This window comes from Sulfitobacter sp. 1A13353 (genome assembly GCF_043557255.1).
Classification (GTDB): domain Bacteria; phylum Pseudomonadota; class Alphaproteobacteria; order Rhodobacterales; family Rhodobacteraceae; genus Sulfitobacter; species Sulfitobacter faviae.
In genome coordinates, this window is record NZ_JBIFFS010000002.1 from 207599 (window position 1) to 226637 (window position 19039).

At 65.4% G+C, this 19039-nt stretch carries 15 protein-coding genes and 1 tRNA gene; 11 read left to right on the plus strand and 5 right to left on the minus strand.

The features are described 5' to 3' along the window. Nucleotides 1-161 precede the first annotated feature (161 nt). The gene (locus ACGYLO_RS04740) at nucleotides 162-1535 is read left to right on the plus strand and encodes an L-serine ammonia-lyase (RefSeq protein ID WP_276154295.1); all 1374 of its coding nucleotides are present in this window, start codon (nucleotides 162-164) and stop codon (nucleotides 1533-1535) included. Nucleotides 1536-1629: 94 nt separating this feature from the next. Beyond that, nucleotides 1630-2541 carry a pirin family protein gene (locus tag ACGYLO_RS04745; protein WP_271687799.1) on the plus strand — a complete coding sequence of 304 codons (912 nt, stop codon included), beginning with the start codon at nucleotides 1630-1632 and terminating at the stop codon, nucleotides 2539-2541. Nucleotides 2542-2560: 19 nt separating this feature from the next. On the opposite strand, the gene ACGYLO_RS04750 is transcribed toward ACGYLO_RS04745, so the two are convergent. Then, nucleotides 2561-3145, minus strand: coding sequence for a TetR/AcrR family transcriptional regulator (locus tag ACGYLO_RS04750; RefSeq protein ID WP_271687801.1), 585 nt, complete (start codon nucleotides 3143-3145; stop codon nucleotides 2561-2563). Between the two features lie 75 nt (nucleotides 3146-3220). Here ACGYLO_RS04750 and ACGYLO_RS04755 point away from each other — a divergent pair, with 75 nt between their 5' ends. From ACGYLO_RS04755 to ACGYLO_RS04790, 8 genes are all read left to right on the plus strand, one after another. After that, nucleotides 3221-3589 carry a hypothetical protein gene (locus ACGYLO_RS04755; protein WP_271687802.1) on the plus strand — a complete coding sequence of 123 codons (369 nt, stop codon included), beginning with the start codon at nucleotides 3221-3223 and terminating at the stop codon, nucleotides 3587-3589. 116 nt (nucleotides 3590-3705) lie between these two features. Beyond that, the gene (locus tag ACGYLO_RS04760; RefSeq protein WP_271687804.1) at nucleotides 3706-4992 is read left to right on the plus strand and encodes a homoserine dehydrogenase; all 1287 of its coding nucleotides are present in this window, start codon (nucleotides 3706-3708) and stop codon (nucleotides 4990-4992) included. Nucleotides 4993-5313: 321 nt separating this feature from the next. Next, nucleotides 5314-6276 (plus strand): class II fructose-bisphosphatase, encoded by a 963-nt coding sequence (gene glpX, locus ACGYLO_RS04765; protein ID WP_067266210.1) that lies wholly within the window; start codon nucleotides 5314-5316, stop codon nucleotides 6274-6276. A gap of 52 nt (nucleotides 6277-6328) precedes the next feature. Beyond that, nucleotides 6329-8068 carry a single-stranded-DNA-specific exonuclease RecJ gene (gene recJ, locus ACGYLO_RS04770; protein WP_271687805.1) on the plus strand — a complete coding sequence of 580 codons (1740 nt, stop codon included), beginning with the start codon at nucleotides 6329-6331 and terminating at the stop codon, nucleotides 8066-8068. Between the two features lie 117 nt (nucleotides 8069-8185). Beyond that, nucleotides 8186-8260 (plus strand) — tRNA-Glu (locus ACGYLO_RS04775). A gap of 615 nt (nucleotides 8261-8875) precedes the next feature. After that, a complete protein-coding gene (locus ACGYLO_RS04780; RefSeq protein ID WP_394374278.1) occupies nucleotides 8876-9592 on the plus strand; it encodes a sugar transferase in 717 nt (238 codons plus the stop codon). 71 nt (nucleotides 9593-9663) lie between these two features. Further along, on the plus strand, nucleotides 9664-10575 hold the full coding sequence (locus ACGYLO_RS04785; protein ID WP_271687830.1) for a CpsD/CapB family tyrosine-protein kinase: 912 nt from the start codon (nucleotides 9664-9666) through the stop codon (nucleotides 10573-10575). Between the two features lie 114 nt (nucleotides 10576-10689). Continuing rightward, nucleotides 10690-11991 (plus strand): DUF874 domain-containing protein, encoded by a 1302-nt coding sequence (locus ACGYLO_RS04790; RefSeq protein ID WP_271687831.1) that lies wholly within the window; start codon nucleotides 10690-10692, stop codon nucleotides 11989-11991. 5 nt (nucleotides 11992-11996) lie between these two features. Here the strand turns inward: ACGYLO_RS04790 and ACGYLO_RS04795 are convergent, their stop codons facing one another. After that, complete coding sequence (locus ACGYLO_RS04795; RefSeq protein WP_271687832.1) at nucleotides 11997-13307, minus strand: oligosaccharide flippase family protein; 1311 nt, start codon at nucleotides 13305-13307, stop codon at nucleotides 11997-11999. 159 nt (nucleotides 13308-13466) lie between these two features. Here ACGYLO_RS04795 and ACGYLO_RS04800 point away from each other — a divergent pair, with 159 nt between their 5' ends. Then, a complete protein-coding gene (locus ACGYLO_RS04800) occupies nucleotides 13467-14672 on the plus strand; it encodes a glycosyltransferase (RefSeq protein WP_271687834.1) in 1206 nt (401 codons plus the stop codon). Here the strand turns inward: ACGYLO_RS04800 and ACGYLO_RS04805 are convergent. From ACGYLO_RS04805 to ACGYLO_RS04815, 3 genes are read right to left on the minus strand one after another with little or no spacing between them, the layout of a single operon-like run. Beyond that, complete coding sequence (locus ACGYLO_RS04805) at nucleotides 14669-15523, minus strand: glycosyltransferase family 2 protein (protein ID WP_271689981.1); 855 nt, start codon at nucleotides 15521-15523, stop codon at nucleotides 14669-14671. The genes ACGYLO_RS04800 and ACGYLO_RS04805 overlap by 4 nt on opposite strands. Then, nucleotides 15514-18096, minus strand: a complete 2583-nt coding sequence (locus ACGYLO_RS04810; RefSeq protein WP_271687835.1) for a hypothetical protein — start codon at nucleotides 18094-18096, stop codon at nucleotides 15514-15516. The genes ACGYLO_RS04805 and ACGYLO_RS04810 overlap by 10 nt, the downstream gene beginning before the upstream one ends. Further along, complete coding sequence (locus tag ACGYLO_RS04815; protein WP_271687836.1) at nucleotides 18093-19037, minus strand: hypothetical protein; 945 nt, start codon at nucleotides 19035-19037, stop codon at nucleotides 18093-18095. The genes ACGYLO_RS04810 and ACGYLO_RS04815 overlap by 4 nt, the downstream gene beginning before the upstream one ends. Between the last annotated feature and the right edge of the window lie 2 nt (nucleotides 19038-19039).

Here is a 19039-nt window from a genome sequence, read left to right on the forward strand (position 1 = left end):
CGACAGGACGGGCAGAGCGCACGGCCTGTCGCTTTCGGCGCGCCGCGGGGCGGCGGGAAATGGTTGGATCGGGCCCAGGCCGCTTGCAATGCGCCAAAGGTCTGGGCGATACCCGTCCCACCGCGCCCGCCACCCGCAACCATAAAAGGGTCCGCCACCTGATGTTTCTTTCGGTTTTCGACATGTTCAAAGTGGGCATCGGCCCTTCGTCTTCGCATACCATGGGGCCGATGGTGGCGGCGGGGCGTTTCCTTGACCAGATGCGCGCATCGCCCTTCCAATTCGCCGGGCTGCGCGCCTCGCTGCACGGCAGCCTCGCCTTTACCGGCGTCGGCCATGCGACCGACCGCGCCACGATCCTCGGCCTCGCCGGGTTCACGCCCGAGGACTATGACGCCGATGCCGCCGAAAAGGTGTTGGAAGAGATCAAACAGACCCGCCGCATCAGCGTCGACGGCCTGCCCGAACTGCGCTTTGACCCTCAGCGCGACATGATCTTTGACTACGACACCAAGCTTGCGGGCCATGCCAACGGCATGATGCTGATGGCCACCGATGCCCAAGGCGACGTGACACTGCGCGAGACCTATTATTCCATCGGCGGCGGCTTCGTGATGACCGAAAAGGAACTCGCCGCAGGCAAGGACACGGATGAGGGCGCGCCGGTGCCCTTCCCCTTCAAGTCCGCCGCGGAAATGCTTGAGATGTCGGCCAAATCCGGCAAAACCATCGCGGGCATGAAACGCGCCAATGAAGAGGCGCGTGGCGGGGCCGAGAACCTGCGCGCCGGGTCGAAACGGCTGTGGCAGGTCATGCGCGACTGCATCGACCGGGGCCTAACCTCCGAGGGCACTCTGCCCGGCGGGTTGCAGGTGAAACGCCGCGCGAAGGGCATCTACGACGCGCTGATGGCGGAGCGCGGACAGAACCAATCCGCCCCGCATACGATCAACGATTGGATGAGCGTCTATGCCATGGCCGTCAACGAGGAGAACGCCGCCGGCGGGCAGGTCGTGACCGCGCCGACCAACGGGGCCGCAGGCGTGATGCCGGCGACCTTGCGCTATTACCTCGACCATGTCCCCGGCGCGTCTGAGGCGCATATCGAAGACTTCCTGCTCACCGCCGCCGCGATTGGCGGGCTGGTGAAATACAACGCCTCGATCTCAGGCGCCGAAGCAGGCTGTCAGGCCGAAGTCGGCAGCGCCGCCGCCATGTCCGCCGCCGGGCTCTGCGCCGTGATGGGCGGCACCCCGCAGCAGATCGAAAACGCCGCCGAAATCGCGCTGGAGCATCACCTCGGCATGACCTGCGACCCCGTCAAAGGGCTGGTGCAGGTGCCTTGTATCGAGCGCAACGGCCTGGGCGCGATCAAGGCGGTCTCGGCGGCCTCTCTGGCGCTGCGCGGCGACGGCACGCATCTTGTGCCGCTCGATGCCTGTATTGAGACCATGCGCCAGACCGGCGCGGACATGAGCGAGAAATACAAGGAAACTTCCCTCGGCGGGTTGGCGGTGAATGTGCCGAACTGCTGAAGCTGCGCAAATTTGCACAGGCCCCGTTCGCCGGGGCGAATTGTTGAGGTGACCGCCGCCCCCTATCTTCTGAGCAACTGCAAAGGAGAGCATCATGTCCCTCAGACCCACATTGGAAACCCGCCGCGCCACGCCCACGATGGAAGGCGCCGGGGTGAAACTGCACCGCGCTTTCGGCTTCCACGACCCGTCGGAGCTTGACCCCTTTCTGCTGTTCGACGACTTCCGCAACGAGCATCCGCGCGACTTCGAGAAGGGCTTCCCTTGGCACCCGCACCGCGGGATCGAGACGATCACCTATGTGCTCGAAGGCACTGTGGCCCATGCGGATTCGCTCGGCAATACCGGTGATCTGAACGCGGGCGACGTGCAGTGGATGACCGCCGGATCGGGCATCCTGCACCAAGAAATGCCGCGCGGGAATGCCAACGGGCAGATGCACGGCTTCCAGCTTTGGGGCAACCTGCCCTCGGCCCAGAAGATGACCGCGCCGCGCTATCAGGATATGAAATCCGCCGACATCCCGGTGGTGACCGATGACGACGGCACGAGGGTCAAAATCATCACCGGCGAGTTCTGGGGCAAACGCGGCCCCGTCGATGGCATCGCCGCCGATCCGCAGTATCTGGATATCTTCGTGCCTGCGGGCGTGAAAAAGACCTTTCGCATCGACACCTACCGCCGGGCCTTTGCCTATGTCTTCCAAGGCGCGGGCGCTTTCGCCGATGCTTCCGCCCCGTCGGGCGTGCTGCTGGAGAAAGAGGTCGCCGGCGAGGAGGTCAACATCCGCGACATGTCCGGGGACCGCACGCTCATCCGCTTTGGCACCGGCGATGAGGTCACGGTGCAGGCCGGTGAAGAGGGGGTGCGTTTCCTGCTGATCTCGGGCGCGCCGATTGAAGAGCCGGTGGCGTGGCACGGGCCGATCGTGATGAACACCCGCGCCGAGATACAACAGGCAATGCGCGACCTCAACAACGGGACCTTCATCCGCCCCGCCCATTGACCCAAAGGGCCGTGGCCGCTCAGACGGTCACGGCCTTGCGCACCATGTCCCAATACTGTGCGACGACCTCGTCAAGCGAGAGCCGTCCGCCCGCGCGGTACCAAGTGTTCACCCCGGTCAGCATGGCGATGATCGCCAGCGTCACGATCTTGGTGTCGGCGACGGCGAAATCGCCGCTCGCCACCCCGGCGCGCAGGATCGTCTCCAACCGGTCCTCATAGTCGCGGCGCAGCCGCTCGATCACGGCGAAATTCTCCTCCGTCAGATTGCGCAACTCCATATAGGCGATGAAAACCTCATCGGGCCGATCCGCGTGAAAACGGATATGGAAGGCCACGAAATCCTGCAACTGCTGCATTGCGGGGCGGCTCGGATTATGGGGCGTTTCGGCCAGCAGGTCGGTCATATGCGCCTGCATCAGGTCGAACAGCAGGCTCTGCTTGTCGGGCGTGTAGTTATAGAGCGCCCCGGCCTGCACGCCGACTTCGGCGGCAATGGCGCGCATCGACACGGCGGCATAGCCGCCCCGCGCAAAAAGCCGCAGCGCGGCTGCGCGGACACGCGGGCCGGTGATATCGGAGTGGGAGCCTGTGGTTCTTGCCATGGCGGCAATTTAATGAACAAGCGTTCAAAAGCAAACCCCGCTTGCGCGAAGATCACGGCTGGGGCAGAACGAGGCATGACCCAAGCGCGCCCGCCCCGCCCCCTCTCGACCATCGCCCTGCTTCTGGGCGTCTCGCTGCTGGCGGGCTGCACGCAGTTTCCCGAACTCGACCGCACCATCACACCCGCGTTGGAGGCCGCCCCCTACCCCGATCTGGTCCCGATCGACCCGCTTCTGGCCAAGGCCACCGCCGGGCGGATCGACCCGGCGCGGACCGAAGCGGCCCTCACGGGGCGTGCGGCCAATCTTGAAGCCCGCGCGGCGCGCGTCAGCCGCACAAGCGCCCAATCCGCCAGTGCCGCGCGGGTGGCGCGGCTCAGGGCGCGTGCTGCCGAACTCCAGCGCGCCCGCCAAGCCGCCGAGGACAGCGAAAGCGCTGAATAAACGGGCATCCCCGTGATGCGTATGCGCGTTGCACGCAGGCGCCGAACCCGCTACATCGCGGCTATGCCCGGCCTCGCCTGCCGGGCCTTTCGGATCAGACCAGAAGGACCACCGCCATGTCTAAGCCGCTTCGCCTCGGGATTGCCGGATTGGGAACCGTGGGCGTGGGTGTGCTGCGCATTCTGCGCCAGCAGGCCGCCCTATTAGAGGCCCGCACCGGCTGCGCGATGACGGTTTCTGCGGTCTCGGCCCGCACCCGGAACAAGGACCGCGGGCTGTCACTCTCTTCCTATGATTGGGAGGATGACCCCGTCAAATTGGCCACCCGCGATGACGTGGATGTGTTCGTCGAACTCATGGGCGGCGCGGACGGCCCCGCCAAGGCCGCGACCGAAGCCGCACTAGCGGCCGGCAAACATGTGGTCACCGCCAACAAGGCAATGCTGGCGATCCATGGCCAAGCGCTGGCCGAACAGGCCGAGGGCGCGGGCGTAGCCCTGCGCTATGAGGCGGCTGTGGCGGGCGGCATCCCGGTCATCAAGACGCTGATGGAGGGGCTTGCCGGGAATGAGATCACCCGGATCATGGGGGTGATGAACGGCTCGTGCAATTACATCCTGACGCGGATGGAGGACTCGGGCAAAACCTATCAAGAGATTTTCGCCGAGGCCGATGGGCTGGGCTATCTCGAAGCCGATCCGCAATTGGATGTGGGCGGCATCGACGCGGCGCATAAGCTGGCGATCTTGTCCTCCATCGCCTTTGGCACCAAGATCGACTTTGACGGCATCCAGCTTGAGGGGATCGAGCGGGTCGCCATCGAAGACATCCGCGCCGCCGCTGACATGGGCTACAAGATCAAACTGCTGGGCGTGACCCAGAAAACCGGCCGCGGGCTGGAGCAGCGGATGATGCCCTGCCTCGTGCCGCATACCTCGCCTTTGGGGCAACTTGATGGCGGCACCAATATGGTGGTGATCGAAGGCGATGCCGTGGGCCAGATCGTGTTGCGCGGTGCCGGTGCGGGCGAAGGGCCGACGGCCAGCGCCGTGATGGCCGATGTCTGCGACATCGCGCGCGGGTTGCGCGGGCCGGTCTTTGGCCAGTCTGCCGGAACGCTTGAGCAAACCACCCCCGCCAGCAGTCAGCGCCCTGCCCCCTACTACCTGCGCATGGCGCTGGTCGACAAACCCGGCGCTTTGGCGAAAATCGCCACGGTGCTGGGCGAAGCGGGTGTGAGCATCTACCGGATGCGCCAGTATGAGCATTCCGACACTTCTGCCCCGGTTTTGATCGTGACGCATAAGACCAGCCGCAATGCGCTGCTGGAGGCACTGGCGAATATGGACAAGACGGGCGTGCTGGCCGGTGAACCGGTGGCGCTGCGGATCGAAGAGGTCTGAGGCTGAGGGCCATCTCCTGCCCGCGGGTCGGCGATGAGACGGTGCTTCGTGCCACGTTATGGCTTAACCATGGTGTGCGCCCGCGGGGGCGCACCCAGCCCCACCAAATCGCCTACCCGGTCGCACCAAAGGTGCACCTAGATAGACCGGCACGCCTTCGGCGTGACGAGGCGGGCAGCCGATGGCCCGGCGCCTACGGCTTGATTCCGGGCCGGGGTGGCAGTTTCGGCCGAAGGGGCAGCCGCTCCCCCAACCCAAAACTTGCCCCGAGGCCCGCGCGAGGGTACAGGACAGGAAACACATTGCACCCAAGGATACTCCATGACCGCTTCCGCCGAATTCCAAGACCGCATGCTCTCTCTGGGCCTCGCCCGCGTATCCGAAGCCGCCGCGCTGGCCTCGGCCAAGCTGATCGGCAAGGGTGACGAGAAAGCCGCCGACCAAGCCGCCGTGAACGCCATGCGCGAACAGCTCAACATGCTCGACATCGCGGGCGTCGTGGTCATCGGCGAAGGCGAGCGGGACGAGGCCCCGATGCTCTATATCGGCGAAGAGGTCGGCACCGGCAAAGGCCCCGGCGTAGACATCGCACTGGACCCGCTCGAAGGCACCACGCTGACCGCCAAAGACATGCCCAACGCACTGACCGTGATCGCCATGGGCCCGCGCGGCTCCATGCTGCACGCGCCCGACACCTATATGGACAAGCTCGCCATCGGGCCGGGCTTTGAGACCGATGTCGTCACCCTCGACATGAGCCCCGGTGAGCGTGTCGAAGCGCTGGCCCGCGCCAAGGGCTGCGCGGCGTCCGACATCACCGTTTGCATCCTCGAACGCCCCCGCCACGCCGACATGATCGCCGAGGTCCGCGCAACTGGTGCGGCCATCCGTCTGATCACCGATGGGGACGTGGCGGGCGTGATGCATTGCGCCGACCCCGAAACCGGCATCGACATGTATATGGGCCAAGGCGGCGCGCCCGAAGGCGTGCTGGCCGCCGCGGCGCTGAAATGCATGGGCGGGCAGATGTATGGCCGCCTGCTGTTCCGCAACGAAGACGAAAAGGGCCGCGCCGCCAAGGCCGGGATCACCGAATTCGACCGCGTCTATTCGCGCGACGAGATGGTCACCCAGGACGTGATCTTTGCCGCGACAGGCGTCACCGGCGGCAACATCCTTCCGGGCGTGAAACGAGAGCCGGGCTGGCTGACCACCGAGACGCTGATCATGCGCTCGCGCACCGGTTCGGTCCGCCGCATCAACTACCGCACCCCGGCGGAATGAGGGCCAGACTGGCCCTTCCCACCCTATTCCATAACGGCCAAATGAGGTCCGCATGAGCTTTCTCGGTGTCGAAACATCTTTGACCGGGCGGCGCTGGATCGGTCCTGACGTGGAACTGACCCGCGCGGCGGAACTGCTGGTGCAGCGCGCGGGCCTGCCCGATCCGGTGTGCCAAGTGCTGGCGCGCCGCGGCGTGGTCGATACCCAAGCGGCGGGCTTTCTGGCCCCCGCCCTGCGCGACCTGCTGCCCGATCCCCGATCCCTGCGCGATATGGAGGCGGCAGCGACGCGGTTTCTTTCGGCCCTGCAAAACCGCGAACGCATCGCGATTTTCGCGGACTATGACGTGGACGGCGGCTCTTCCGCCGCGCTGCTGCTGGTCTGGCTGCGCGACATGGGCCACCGTGCGACGCTCTATATCCCCGACCGTATCGACGAGGGCTATGGCCCGAATGACGAGGCGATGTCGGCCCTCGCCGCCGAGCATGACCTGATCGTCTGCGTCGACTGCGGCACGCTGTCCCATGGCCCCATCGCCGCCGCCAAGGGCGCGGATGTCATCGTGTTGGACCACCACCTTGGCGGCGAAACGCTGCCCGATGCGCTGGCCGTGGTGAACCCCAACAGACAGGACGAAGACGGCACGCTGGCGCATCTCTGCGCCGCTGCCGTCGTGTTCTTGATGCTCGTCGAAGTGGGGCGGCAATTGCGCGAAGCGGGGCGCAAGGGGCCGGATCTGATGACGATGCTTGATCTGGTGGCGCTGGCCACCGTCGCCGATGTGGCCCCACTCACCGGCGTCAACCGTGCTTTCGTGCGTCAGGGGCTCAAGGTCATGGCTCGGCGCGCGCGGCCCGGCCTTGCCGCCCTGTCGGATGTGGCGCGGATGGACACGGCCCCCACGGCCTATCACTTGGGCTTTCTGCTTGGCCCCCGCATCAACGCGGGCGGGCGCATTGGCCAAGCCGACCTTGGCGCACGGCTTTTGGCCACCGCCGACCCGCATGAGGCCGCCGCATTGGCCGAACGCCTCGACCAGCTCAACACCGACCGCCGCGAGGTTGAGGCCGCCGTGCGCGCCAGCGCCATGGCACAGGCCGAAGAGCGCGGCTTTGACGGGCCGCTGGCATGGGCCGCTGGCCCCGGCTGGCATCCCGGCGTGGTGGGCATCGTCGCCTCACGCCTGAAGGAAGCCGCCAACCGCCCCTCTATCGTTATCGGCGTCGAAGACGGCATCGGCAAAGGCTCAGGCCGCTCGATCAGCGGCATCGACCTCGGCGCGCCGATTCAGCGTCTGGCTGCCGAAGGGCTGCTGATCAAGGGTGGCGGGCACAAGATGGCAGCCGGCCTGACCGTGGCGGAAGACAAGATCGACGCGGCGATGGCGCGCTTGGGCGAATTACTCACCAAACAGGGCGCGCATTTGGCAGGCCCCGCCGACCTCAACCTCTGCGGCATGATGATGCCCGGCGCAGCCACCGTGGAGCTGGCCGAGATGGTCGACCAAGCCGGCCCCTTCGGCGCCGGCGCCCCTGCCCCGCGCTATGCCTTTGCGGACATGCAAATCCGCTTTGCCAAACGCGTGGGCGAGAACCACCTCAAAGTAAGTTTCGGCGACGGGCTGGGCGCGAACCTCGAGGCGATTTCATTTGGCGCTTACGACGGCCCCCTCGGCCCCGCGCTGGAAAACCACGGCGGCGCGCGTTTCCACCTCGCGGGCCGTCTCGACATTAACAATTTCCGCGGTCGGCGCACCGTTCAACTGCGTTTGGAGGACGCCGCGCGGGCCTGAAAACTTTTTCTGAAGAAACTTCATTTTTCCGCTTGCAGCCCCCCGCAGTATTACTTAAACGTCCGCTCACAGACAGAGCAGCACACACCAAACGCTGCACTGGACTGACAAAAGAGTGGCCCGTTCGTCTATCGGTTAGGACGCCAGGTTTTCAACCTGGAAAGAGGGGTTCGATTCCCCTACGGGCTGCCACTTTTCTTCTCCAGAATACATAGACAAGCCTTTAGAGGCACCGAAGAATATCCCCGGAATTGCGCTGCCGATCCGGGGTTTCTGGCGTTCGCCCACCTGCGCCCTGCGCCCAACTGTCGCCCATTTATCGCCCTGACATTATTGTGAGAATTGCGCGACGGGTGGTGGCTTGCGCCTAGATACCCTCGCTATCCGAAGGCGCACAGGCTTAGCGGCCGAGACCTGAGGCAGATGATCATCCGGAACTCCAGCGCCCCATAAGACCCTTTTTATCAATGACTTGACACCCGATCTACGCCTGCGCACGCCCTCCCCTCCACCATCGAACGCCACACATCTGCACCCCATGGCGCCCCCATAACGCCCTCAACTCACTCCTAAATCTCCACCTGCCCGCCGCCCCGCGAAACAGTCTGTTTCTGAGAAAAAGGATCGAATAAGGCGAAAAGGTGGTAACAAATGATACATATCCTACCTGAACGTATAGGCCGGATAGGTCGTTGAGACGGAGCGGTGCGAAGGCGCCGTGGGCCGAAACGGTCCGAATGAATGCGATTCAACCCTGGGGGGTTTGGAATGAAGTACTTTGACGCACACAGCCATGCCTATGGCTCGATGGAAGTGATCGCCGGTCCTGTGCTGGGCCGTGCACAGCCTGTCATGGCGGGGACTGCGGTGCTGCCCGCGCCGCGCGCGCTGGCGGCCCTTCGTCTGCGTCCGACCGGCCTTTATGGCCGCTACGCGAAACCGCTTCTCGACCGGCTGCTGATCCTCGCGTCCCTGCCCATCGCCCTGCCGATCATCGCGCTTTGCGCGCTGGCGCTGTGGATCGAAAGCGGTCAGCCCTTCTATACGCAAAAGCGCCTTGGCCGGAGCGGCAAAGGATTCTCCATCCTGAAGCTGCGCACCATGGTGCGCGATGCCGACGCGGTGCTGGAGAGCTACCTTGCCGCGAACCCGGCAATGCGGGCGGAATGGGATGAGATGCAAAAGCTGAAGGACGATCCGCGCATCACGCGGGTGGGCGCTTTCCTGCGGGCAACCTCGCTGGATGAGCTGCCGCAGCTTTGGAACGTGTTCAAGGGTGACATGAGCCTGATCGGCCCGCGCCCCATGATGCCCGACCAGCTTAAGATGTACGGCGATGCGAAAGCCTATTTCGCGCTGCGCCCTGGCATCACTGGGCTGTGGCAGGTCTCGGCCCGTAACAACAGCCGTTTCACCTATCGCAATGAGGTCGACGCCGCCTATCGCCGCAATCTGTCGCTGCCGATGGACCTGACCATTTTGCTGAAAACCGTCGGCGTCGTCTTGCGCCGGACCGGGTGCTGAGCGATGCTCGCCGCGCCCGGCAATAACGAGAAATTCAGCGCCTTATGTTCAAGAAATCGAAAGGGAAGACGATGAGAGACCTCTACGCATCCGATGCCCTCGGCGCGGACAACAGCGATGTGACGGCGCAGTTCGGCGGCCCGGGGATGCGCCACAGCATCCGCCCGCGCCGCACCGTGATCGACCATGAAGATGAGTTCGACGGCGATTTCTCCGAAGGCGACCTGACCGTTGAAGACAGCCTGCCCGCCGCCCCTGCCGTTTCCCGCTACATCGGTGACGACCGCGCGCCGCGCTGGCAAGATCTGCCCATCGCCACACCCGGCCCCGGCGGAGACATGCCGCTGGTCGACGATCACCGCAACAGCGCCGCCGCGCGGGCCTTTGACCTGCTGCGTACGCGCCTGCGTCAAACCACGTTAGAGCATCGCTGGGTCAATATCGCAATCACCGCCCCCACCTCGGGCTGCGGTAACAGCTTTTCCGCGACCAATCTGGCGCTGAGCCTGTCGCGTGTGCCGGGATCGCGCACCGTGCTAATGGACATGAACATGCGCAGCCCCGGTCTGGCCCGTGCGTTCGACATGCAGGCCCCCGGCGCGATGAGCGATTTGCTGAGCGGTCGCGCCGACCTTGGCAAAGGCATGCTGCGGGTGAGCGACACGTTGGCCCTCGGTCTGAATGACCGGGCCGAGGTGAATGCCGCCGAAATCCTGCAAGACAGTGCCACGGCGGAAACCCTGCTGCGCCTGCGTGCTTCGCTCCAGCCTGAAATCGTCCTCTACGACATGCCGCCGATGCTTGAGCATGACGATCTCTCGGCCTTCTTGCCGCAATTGGACGGGGTCTTGCTGATCTCAGACGGCAGCCAAACCATGGCGCGTCACCTGCGCGAATGCGAACGGATGCTCGAAGGTCAGGTGCCGCTCTTGGGCATCGTGCTGAACCGGGCGCGGGCCTCTAGCCTGCCGAAATATGCCTGACACCCCCTGTCGCCGTCCTTGCTTGCGCCCTATTATCGCCCAAGTCATCTGATCTAGGCAGGGAAACTCCGCCGGGCAACGGTCGGGGGCTTTGGGCAGGTTGGAAAGAGGCACATGGGACCGATCTATACATTCGATGACTTCATCGACATGATCCGCCGCCGCGCGGGCGTGATCATTTTGATCACGCTTCTGGGCTGTATCGCCTCGGTCTACTGGGCGCTTGCGACCCCGCATGTCTACCAATCCTCCGAAGTCATCCAGATCGAGCAGCCCAAGATCGCCAATGATCTGGCCCCCTCCACGGTCGAAGGGTCTTCGGCGCGGCGTTTGCAATTGATCGAACAGCAGTTGATGGCGCGCGGCACCTTGGTCGATATCATTCAACGCTTTGATCTTTATGACGATCTGACCGCGCTGCGCATGTCCGAGAAAGTCGATCTGCTGCGCCGTTCGGTCACCATCACCGGCGTCGCCGCCCCGCGCGAAGGCTATGCGGATGACGGGACCATCTCGGTCATGACCTTCACCGCCGAGATGGACAACCCCGCCGATGCGCAGGCCGTGGCCCGCGAATTCGCCGACCGCACGCGCCAGATGTCCGCCGCCCGACGCCAGAGCCAGACGCAAGAAACCTTGGAGTTTTTCCAGCGCCAAGAGCAGAACCTGATCCGCGACATTTCGGAGCTTGAGGCCGAACTGGCCGATTACCGGGCCGAAAACGACCTGTCGCTCGAAGGCAGTCTTGAGTTTCGCCGCGGCGAGATCAGCAGCCTCAATGACGCCATTCTTGAACTTGACCGTGAAATCATCGCCACGCGGCTGGCGCGCGATCGGGTCAACCCCGATGCCCGCGCCGCCACCATCGCCCGCGAACAGGCCGAGTTGGATGCCACGCTCGAAAGCCTGACCACGCAGCGCGACCTGCTGCAAGAACAGCGCGAAACCCTGACCGCCAGCCTGCAAACCTCGCCCGAGGTCGAGCGGGAGCTGGCCCGGTTCGAACGCCGTCTGACCCAGTTGCAAGACCAGTTGGAGGTGATCACCGCCCGCCGGAATGAGGCGGAGGTGGGATTCTCTCTCGAATCCGATCAGCGGGGCGAGAAGCTGATCACCTTGGAGCAGGCCGAACTGCCTGATTACCCCGTATCGCTCAGCCGCAAGAAACGCGCGGCGGTGGGCGGGATGGCCAGCTTGGCGCTGGCGCTGATCGTGGCCTTCCTGCTGGAACTGCGCCGCCCGGTGATCCGCTCGGCCCGGCAGATGACGCGCGAGACGGGGTTGATCCCAGTCGTGTCGATCCCCGACCTCAGCCCGCGCGAAAAGCGCCGGACCTTGGGCAAGGTTTGGCAGGAGCGCTTGAAGGCCGGGAAAGAAGGCCGCGCCGCGCGGATGGCCCGCAAGCAAAAGAGCTGAACCGCTCAGACCGTGGCACTCAGCCCCAGCACCCGGTCCCAATGCAACCAAAGCGCCAGCGCGCCGAGCGCCAGCCCCAAGAGGGCGAAGGTCAGATCATGCCGCGCGTCCCAGACGCCATGCGCCCTTGCGAGCCAGATCAGCACCAGATGCGACAGCACCATCGCAGCCCCCAACCCGATCAGCGCCCCCGGCAAACCGGCGGTGACCACCCCCGCCAGCAGCAGCCCCACTTGCAGGCTGGCCCTTGAGGCAGAAGAGATGAAGAACCGCCGCGAATCCCCCGCGGCAAGGGCCGCTTGGTCATAGGTCATCCCGATCACCTGCGGCATCAGCGCCAGCGCCAGCATCACCAGAATCGCGCCGCTTTGCAGATAGCGCGGGTCATAGAGGACCGAGACCAACCACGGCCCCGCCAGCGCCATGACCACCAAAAGTGCCAGCAGCCCGCCGCTCAGCCCATAGCGCATCCGCTTGAGCTTGGGATGGTCGCCGCCCCCCGCCTCTCGGTAGATCGGGATCATCACCCGCCCGGTGACATTCTGCCCCAGCAGCAGCGGGAAACTCGCCAGGAAATAACCGATGTTGTAGATGCCCAACCCTTCGAGCGATAGGAACTTGCCCAAGATCGCCTTGTCACCCTGACTGGCAAAGAACCAGAACATGGTCGACAGGAAGATCCATTTGCCGAAATGAACCAACTCGCGCACCGCCGGACGCTCCCAACGAAAGCGGTTGCCCGGCCCCGGCAGGAAAGCATGGGTCAGCGCCAGTTTCGCCAAGGCGCCCACGACGCCGCCGACCACCAGCGCCGCCACCGATTGATACAGAGCCGCGCCCAGAATCATCACCACGATGCCGATCACCTGCGATGTCAGGTCCAGTAGCGTCAGCCGCCCCATTTGCAAATGCCGATGCGCCGTCTCGATCCGCGTCGGATTGAACCCGGCGACCACGAGGCTTAGCGCGGCGATGGGCAGATAGGTCAGCAGGAGCGGCTCGCCGTAAAACGCCGCCACCGGCCATGCCAATGCAGAGGCGACGAGCCACAGACACGCCCCCCGGATCGCTTGGATTGTCCAAGCGGTGTTCAGAAAGTCCGGATCATCGCCACGCTTGCTCTGCGCGATGGAGGGGGCGATGCCCACGTCCGAGAACAGCGTCAGCCCGACAATCACCACCTGTATTAACGCCATCAGACCAAAGGCTTCGGGAAAGAGCAGCCGCGTCAGGATCAGGTTCGACGCCAGCCGGATCGCCTGCGACCCGCCATAACCCAAGACGATCCAAGAGGTCGAGCGCAGCGCCCGTGCCATCAGGCGATTGCCCGTTACCGCTTGGGAAAGCTTGGAAAACACCCGTTGCTGCGCCTCTGCCAGTTCTCTGTGAAAGCCTAAAGCCTTGCCCGCCCTTGTGCCAGTGGCAAGCGGGCGGGTAACAAGGTTTATCAGCCCCAAGCCAAGGCCGCACCGCCCGTGAAGATCGCCTATATTCTCAACACCTATCCGCAGCCCTCGCATTCCTTCATCCGGCGCGAGATCGCGGCGCTAGAGGCGGCGGGCCATGAGGTGGACCGTTTCGCCATGCGTGGCCCCGATGTGCCGCTGGTTGATCCACAAGACAAGGCCGAGGCGGCAGCGACCCAGTATGTGCTGGCCGCCGGTGGCAGCGCCCTCGCCCGTGCCAGTCTGCGCATGATGCTGCGCGCGCCGCGGCGGTTCGGCCAAGCGCTGCGCGATGTCCGGCAAGCCGCCCGCCGGGCCGAGACGGGACTGGCCCGCCATCTGATCTATCTGGCCGAGGCCTGTTATCTGCGCGCCCGGCTTGAGGGGAGTGGCATCCAACATCTGCACGCCCATTTCGGCACAAACGCCGCGATGGTCGCGATGCTTTGCCACAGGTTGGGCGGGCCGCGCTATAGTTTCACCACCCACGGGCCCGAGGAATTCGACAGCCCGCGCGCCCTTTCGCTCGGTGCGAAAACCCACCACGCGGCCTTTGCCGTGGCGATCAGCCAGTTCGGGCGCAGCCAGCTGTGCCGTTGGGCCGCCCCGGCGGATTGGCCGCGCATCAAGGTCGTGCATTGCGGCATCGAGCTTGCCAAATTCCCGGCCCCCGCCCCCCTGCCCGATGGCCCGCGCCGCCTCGTCTCCATCGGACGGTTTGTAGAGCAGAAAGGCCAGCTTGCCCTGATCGACGCCATGGCCCGGCTGCGCGAGAGCCACCCCGATCTGCATCTCACCCTGATCGGCGACGGCCCCCTGCGCGGCGCGATCGATGCCGAGATCGCCCGCCACGGCCTGCAAGAACGCATCACCCTGACCGGCTGGGTCGATGAGGCCCGCGTGACGGCGGAACTTGGCGCCGCCCATGCACTTGTGATGCCCAGTTTCGCCGAAGGTCTGCCCATGGTGGTGATGGAGGCGATGGCCGCCGCCCGCCCCGTGATCGCCACCTATATCGCAGGCACGCCGGAATTGGTGCAGCCGGGCGAGACCGGATGGCTGGTGCCCGCAGGCGATGTGGCGGCCTTGGCCGAGGCGATGGCCGCCCTGCACGACGCCCCCCTCCCCGCGTTAGAGGAAATGGGCACGAAAGCCCGGACGCGGGTCTTTGCACGCCATGATGTCGCCCGCGAGGCGGCGAAACTGGCCCAGCACATGCAAGAGGCCGCCCGCTAGCGCCCCCGCACCCAGCGGTTGGCGCTGCGCAAAACCGGCGCATGGATCGTAAGCCGCACGGCAACAAAGACTAGCGCGCCCAAGGGATCGGCCAGCGCCCGCCGCCAAAAGGGGCGCAGTCGGTCATGGGGGTCGTCATTGCGCATCAATTCGGGGAACAGCCGCGCCACCTCGGCCACGCCTGCGTCCTGCCGCCGGCGCACCCGCACCAACGGCGCGAAACCTTCGATCATCGGCCAGTCATAGCGGGCGGGCACGGCGATGCGCTCCTCGGGGCGAAAGTTCAGCCGCGCGAAAGTGTCGTCCGAGATGATATCGGGCCACGCCCCCCACCGCGCCCGCCCGGCGCGGTTCATCGCAAAGGCCCCAAAGCCCGGGACGCCATGGGTCATGAAACCGGTCGTCCGCCAGAACCGCGTGTAATGGCGCGTCACCCAATCGCCCGAGGTCGTCACCCGTGGCACCCCGCTGCCATAGCGCGGCGCGTCCCCCGCCAGCGCCTCTTGCAACTGGCTCAGCAAGGGCGGTGAGACCAGCACATCGGCGTCGAGATAGACCAACACGCCCCCCCGCGCCGCCGCCTCGCCTGCGTTCCACGCGCCCAGCTTGCTGCCTTGGGCCAGTTCCAGCACCCGCAAGACCCAGCCCCGCGCCTCGAATGAGGGGATCGCTGCACGGGCGCGTTCGGCGGTGTTGTCCGAACAGCCATTGGCCACGACGATCACCTCGACCGGCCCCGCCAGCGGCGCGGAGGCGCAGAGCGCATCAAGGCAGGCGGGCAGCCAGTCGGCTTCATCATGGGCGGGGATCAACACGCTCACCCCTTGGAACGCGCCATTGGTCACTTCCATGCGGTCAAAGCGTCCCACCGCGGATTGTCGTCCGCCAGATAGCGCAGCGCCCCCCAAGAGCCCCATTTCGTCGGGGCGTAGACGTCGGCGTAATGGGTGAAAAGCTGCCCGCCCACGGCCAACCAGCCCGCCATCAGATCGGTATAGAGCGCGCCCATCTCGGGGGCGTAGTTCAGATGGTGAAAGAACTCGGTCAGTCCTTCGTCATTCACCTGCGCCCCAAGCCCGACCACATGGCTGCCGCCTTCGTACATCACCAGATCGAGGTCATGCGCCCGCGCCACGGCGGCGTGATGGGGCCAAACCCGGCCAATGAGATCGGCCAGCGTGTCAGTCTCCAAACCGCTGGTGCCACCGTGGCGCAGGTCCTGCGCCGCAAGGGCTGTGGCCGCATCGAAGCGGTGGGCCGCGATATAATCGGCCAAAGCGCCGCCGCTCAGCCCCAGCGCCTCCCCCTCGGCGCGAGCCTCAGCAAGGCTGTCCGACAGCCAGCCGCTGACCAACTCGGCATTCTCCTCCAACCCCAGCACGCCGCCGAAATACCCGGTGATCGCATAGGCATCGAAGGCCGTGGCGGGGGCGCTGTTGCCCGCCTGCTCGGCCACGTAAAGCGGCGCGTCCAAGGCTTCGCGCTCAAGCCCCGGCCACCCCGTTTGGCTCGCGATCACATTGCGCAACCGCGCCTCGGCCTCTCCGCCGAAAACATCCGTCCAGATGCGCGCCACTTCAGCGGCCCGCAGACCGTAGAACTGCATCCCCTTCTCGGCCTCATCCCAGCGGGCCTGCGCCATCTCATCGGCCCATTGGGTCTGGGCGAATTGCCAGTTCCACACCTCGTTCGAGAACTCCACATAGGCTTTGCGCTCGCCCTCCAACGCCTCTTCGACATAGGTCGCAAAGGCGGTCACATAGCCATCATCCGCCAGATGCGGCATGTTGAACCATGGGTCGATCCCCAGTTCATTGGCCAATGCGACCATCACCTCCACCGGGACGCCGCGCAGGGCATAGGTCACGTCCTCGGGGCGCGGGCGGTCTTCCCAACTGGCGATGGGGCTGTCGTTGGTGGCCATCCAATCCATGAAGCGCAGTACCTTCATCCCCGTCAGATGCCGCGTCCAATCGGGGTTGAAACGCGCCCCGGCGTCGTAATCGGCCACGCGGTCTTCGCGGACCACGGTGATCTCACGCGGCGGGTCGCTGCGGTGCATGCGTTGAATGCGAATGTCGACACTGCCCGGCCCCGGCGCATAGTCGAACCGCACCTCGTTCTTGCCATAGCGCACATTCTCGGCCCGGCCCGTGACCTCAATCACGCCCTGCCCTTTGAAGCGGAGCAGATAGCGGCCTTTAAGCGTCGCCGCCTGCGCCGGCATATCGGTCAGGATCAGCGTGCCAATGCTGCCAAGTTCGCGCGGCATCTTCACCGGCCAGCCCTCGGCATTGAGATAGCCGCCTTGGACCAGCTGCGCATATTCCATCCCGCCAAAGCGCCCGGCCACATGGCCAAGCCACGGGCGGGCGGTTTTCATCAAGTCGAGGAAGGGCGCTTGCACGCTCCAATCCGCGATGGCGGCGAGGCCGATGCCCATGTCGCGGGTGCCCGCAACGGCCTCCTCGGGGGCGGTAATCTTAAATGGGGCTGGCGGATCGAGAGGTTTCGCCGCCTCGGGCGCATCGCTGTCCGGGCTGGGCGCGGGCGGGCCGGTCGGGGCTATCGGCGCGGTCTGGGCGTTGTCCTCGGCCACGGGCCGCGTCGCGAGGGGCGCCGGCATCACGGCACCGCCCTGATAGTCCTGCACCGCCTCCCAGGCCACCCGCTGCAGGGCGCGGGCAAGATCAGGCTGGGGCGTGTCGAAAGCCTTGCCCCAGCGATCGTTAAAATCCGTCGGCAGCCCCAGCGGGTCTTTGCCCGTCAGCGTGGCATATTGTACCATGGCGACGAAGTAGTGGCCGAGGTCGTTCAAATGGATGTCATCCGCGAAGAGCGCGTCGATCCCGGTCAGCCCGGAAAGGTTCTCGGCAGCGATTTCATCATAGAGCCGGGCCATCGCTTGCCCGGCTGGGATCACCTCGATCGTCGCGTTCTCCGAACTGCGCACCGCCGATGCGATCCCCTCCCACGCGGGCAGATCGCTCTCCAACCTCTCGCGCCACGGGATATGGGCGTGATCGTCATAGGCCACCGCCTCCCCGCTGCCGCTTTTCAGCGAATGCCAAGTCTCTTGCAGATAGACTTTCACTTCCGGATTGGCCGCCGCAGCAAGCCCAAAGAAGGCCTGCGCATAGACTTCGGTGTCCGACCAACGGGTATGATTGGCCAGCGGGATCGCCTCGGTCAGGATGAGATGGGTGATGTCCCCCTCGGGCAGCAGCGCACGGGCATCCACGCCCTCGGCCCGGTCCGATTCATCCCAATTGTAGCGCAGGGGCGCGCCGTTGATGATCTGCGCGCGCACCTCGCCTTGGCCCACCCCGGCGCGCAGCGCCTCTTGCAGCATATCCGGCCCGTCGGCCCCAAAAAGACTGTGGCCCACCATCAGGACCGAGAACAGCCCGCCCAGACCGCTCATGCCGCGACCCCGCTGTCGGGATGGGCGCGGACCACGTCCCAGACCACCCGCTGCATCAGCCGCGCGGCCTCCGCGCTTGGCGCCTGCGCCGGGGTGCCGTCGGCGCGCAGCAATTCGTGCGGCAGCCCTGCCGGGTCGCGGTGATAGAGGGTCGCGTAATGGGTCAGTGCCACGAGGTAAGCCCCCTGATCGTTAAAGTGGATCGTATCGGGGCGGCCATTCTCATCGCGCGAAAAGAGGTCATGCAGGCTGATGATACCGCCCACCCCGCCAGCGGCGTCGACCGCCCGGACAAAGGCCGCCATGACCTGCCCCGCGGGGATCAGATGAATGGGCACCTCCGCTTCCTGCAAGGCGGGGTAGATCACCTGCCGCCGCCAGTATTTATCCAAGTCCCGGTCGATGCGCTTCAGCCAGCCTTGGCCGTCATCCGTATGGTGCCAAGTCTCATAGAGGTAGACGCGGGTGTCGGGCCGGGCGGCATGGGCCAGCCGCGCCCAATGGGCAAGGTAGTCAGGGCTGTCGTGATAGCGGATGGCATCGGCGATCTCGACCATTTCGGTCAGCACCACCGCGTCGTAATCGCCCGAGCCGATGGCCGCCCGGGCGGGCCGGTGCTGCGCGTGATCGTTGGACCGCTCGAACCCGTTCACCGGCACATCCGGCTCCCAATGGTCGCGCAGCGAACTGCCCCAGCCGGTCTGGCTGTGATAGCTATGCCCCGCCCCTGCCAACTGCGCCAACATCGCGGGCATGTCGCGGCCCACCAGTGAATGCCCCAGATGATAGACCTGCATCGGCCCCGAAGGCGCGCTCAGCGGCGTGGCATAGAGTTCCTCCGCCCGGTCCTGCAACTGCGCCCGGCGAAAGACCCAAGACCCGCCGCCGAGGCTGGCAAGCGCGGCGCCCCCCAGAAAGAGACGGCGTGAGAGTGCGACCATGA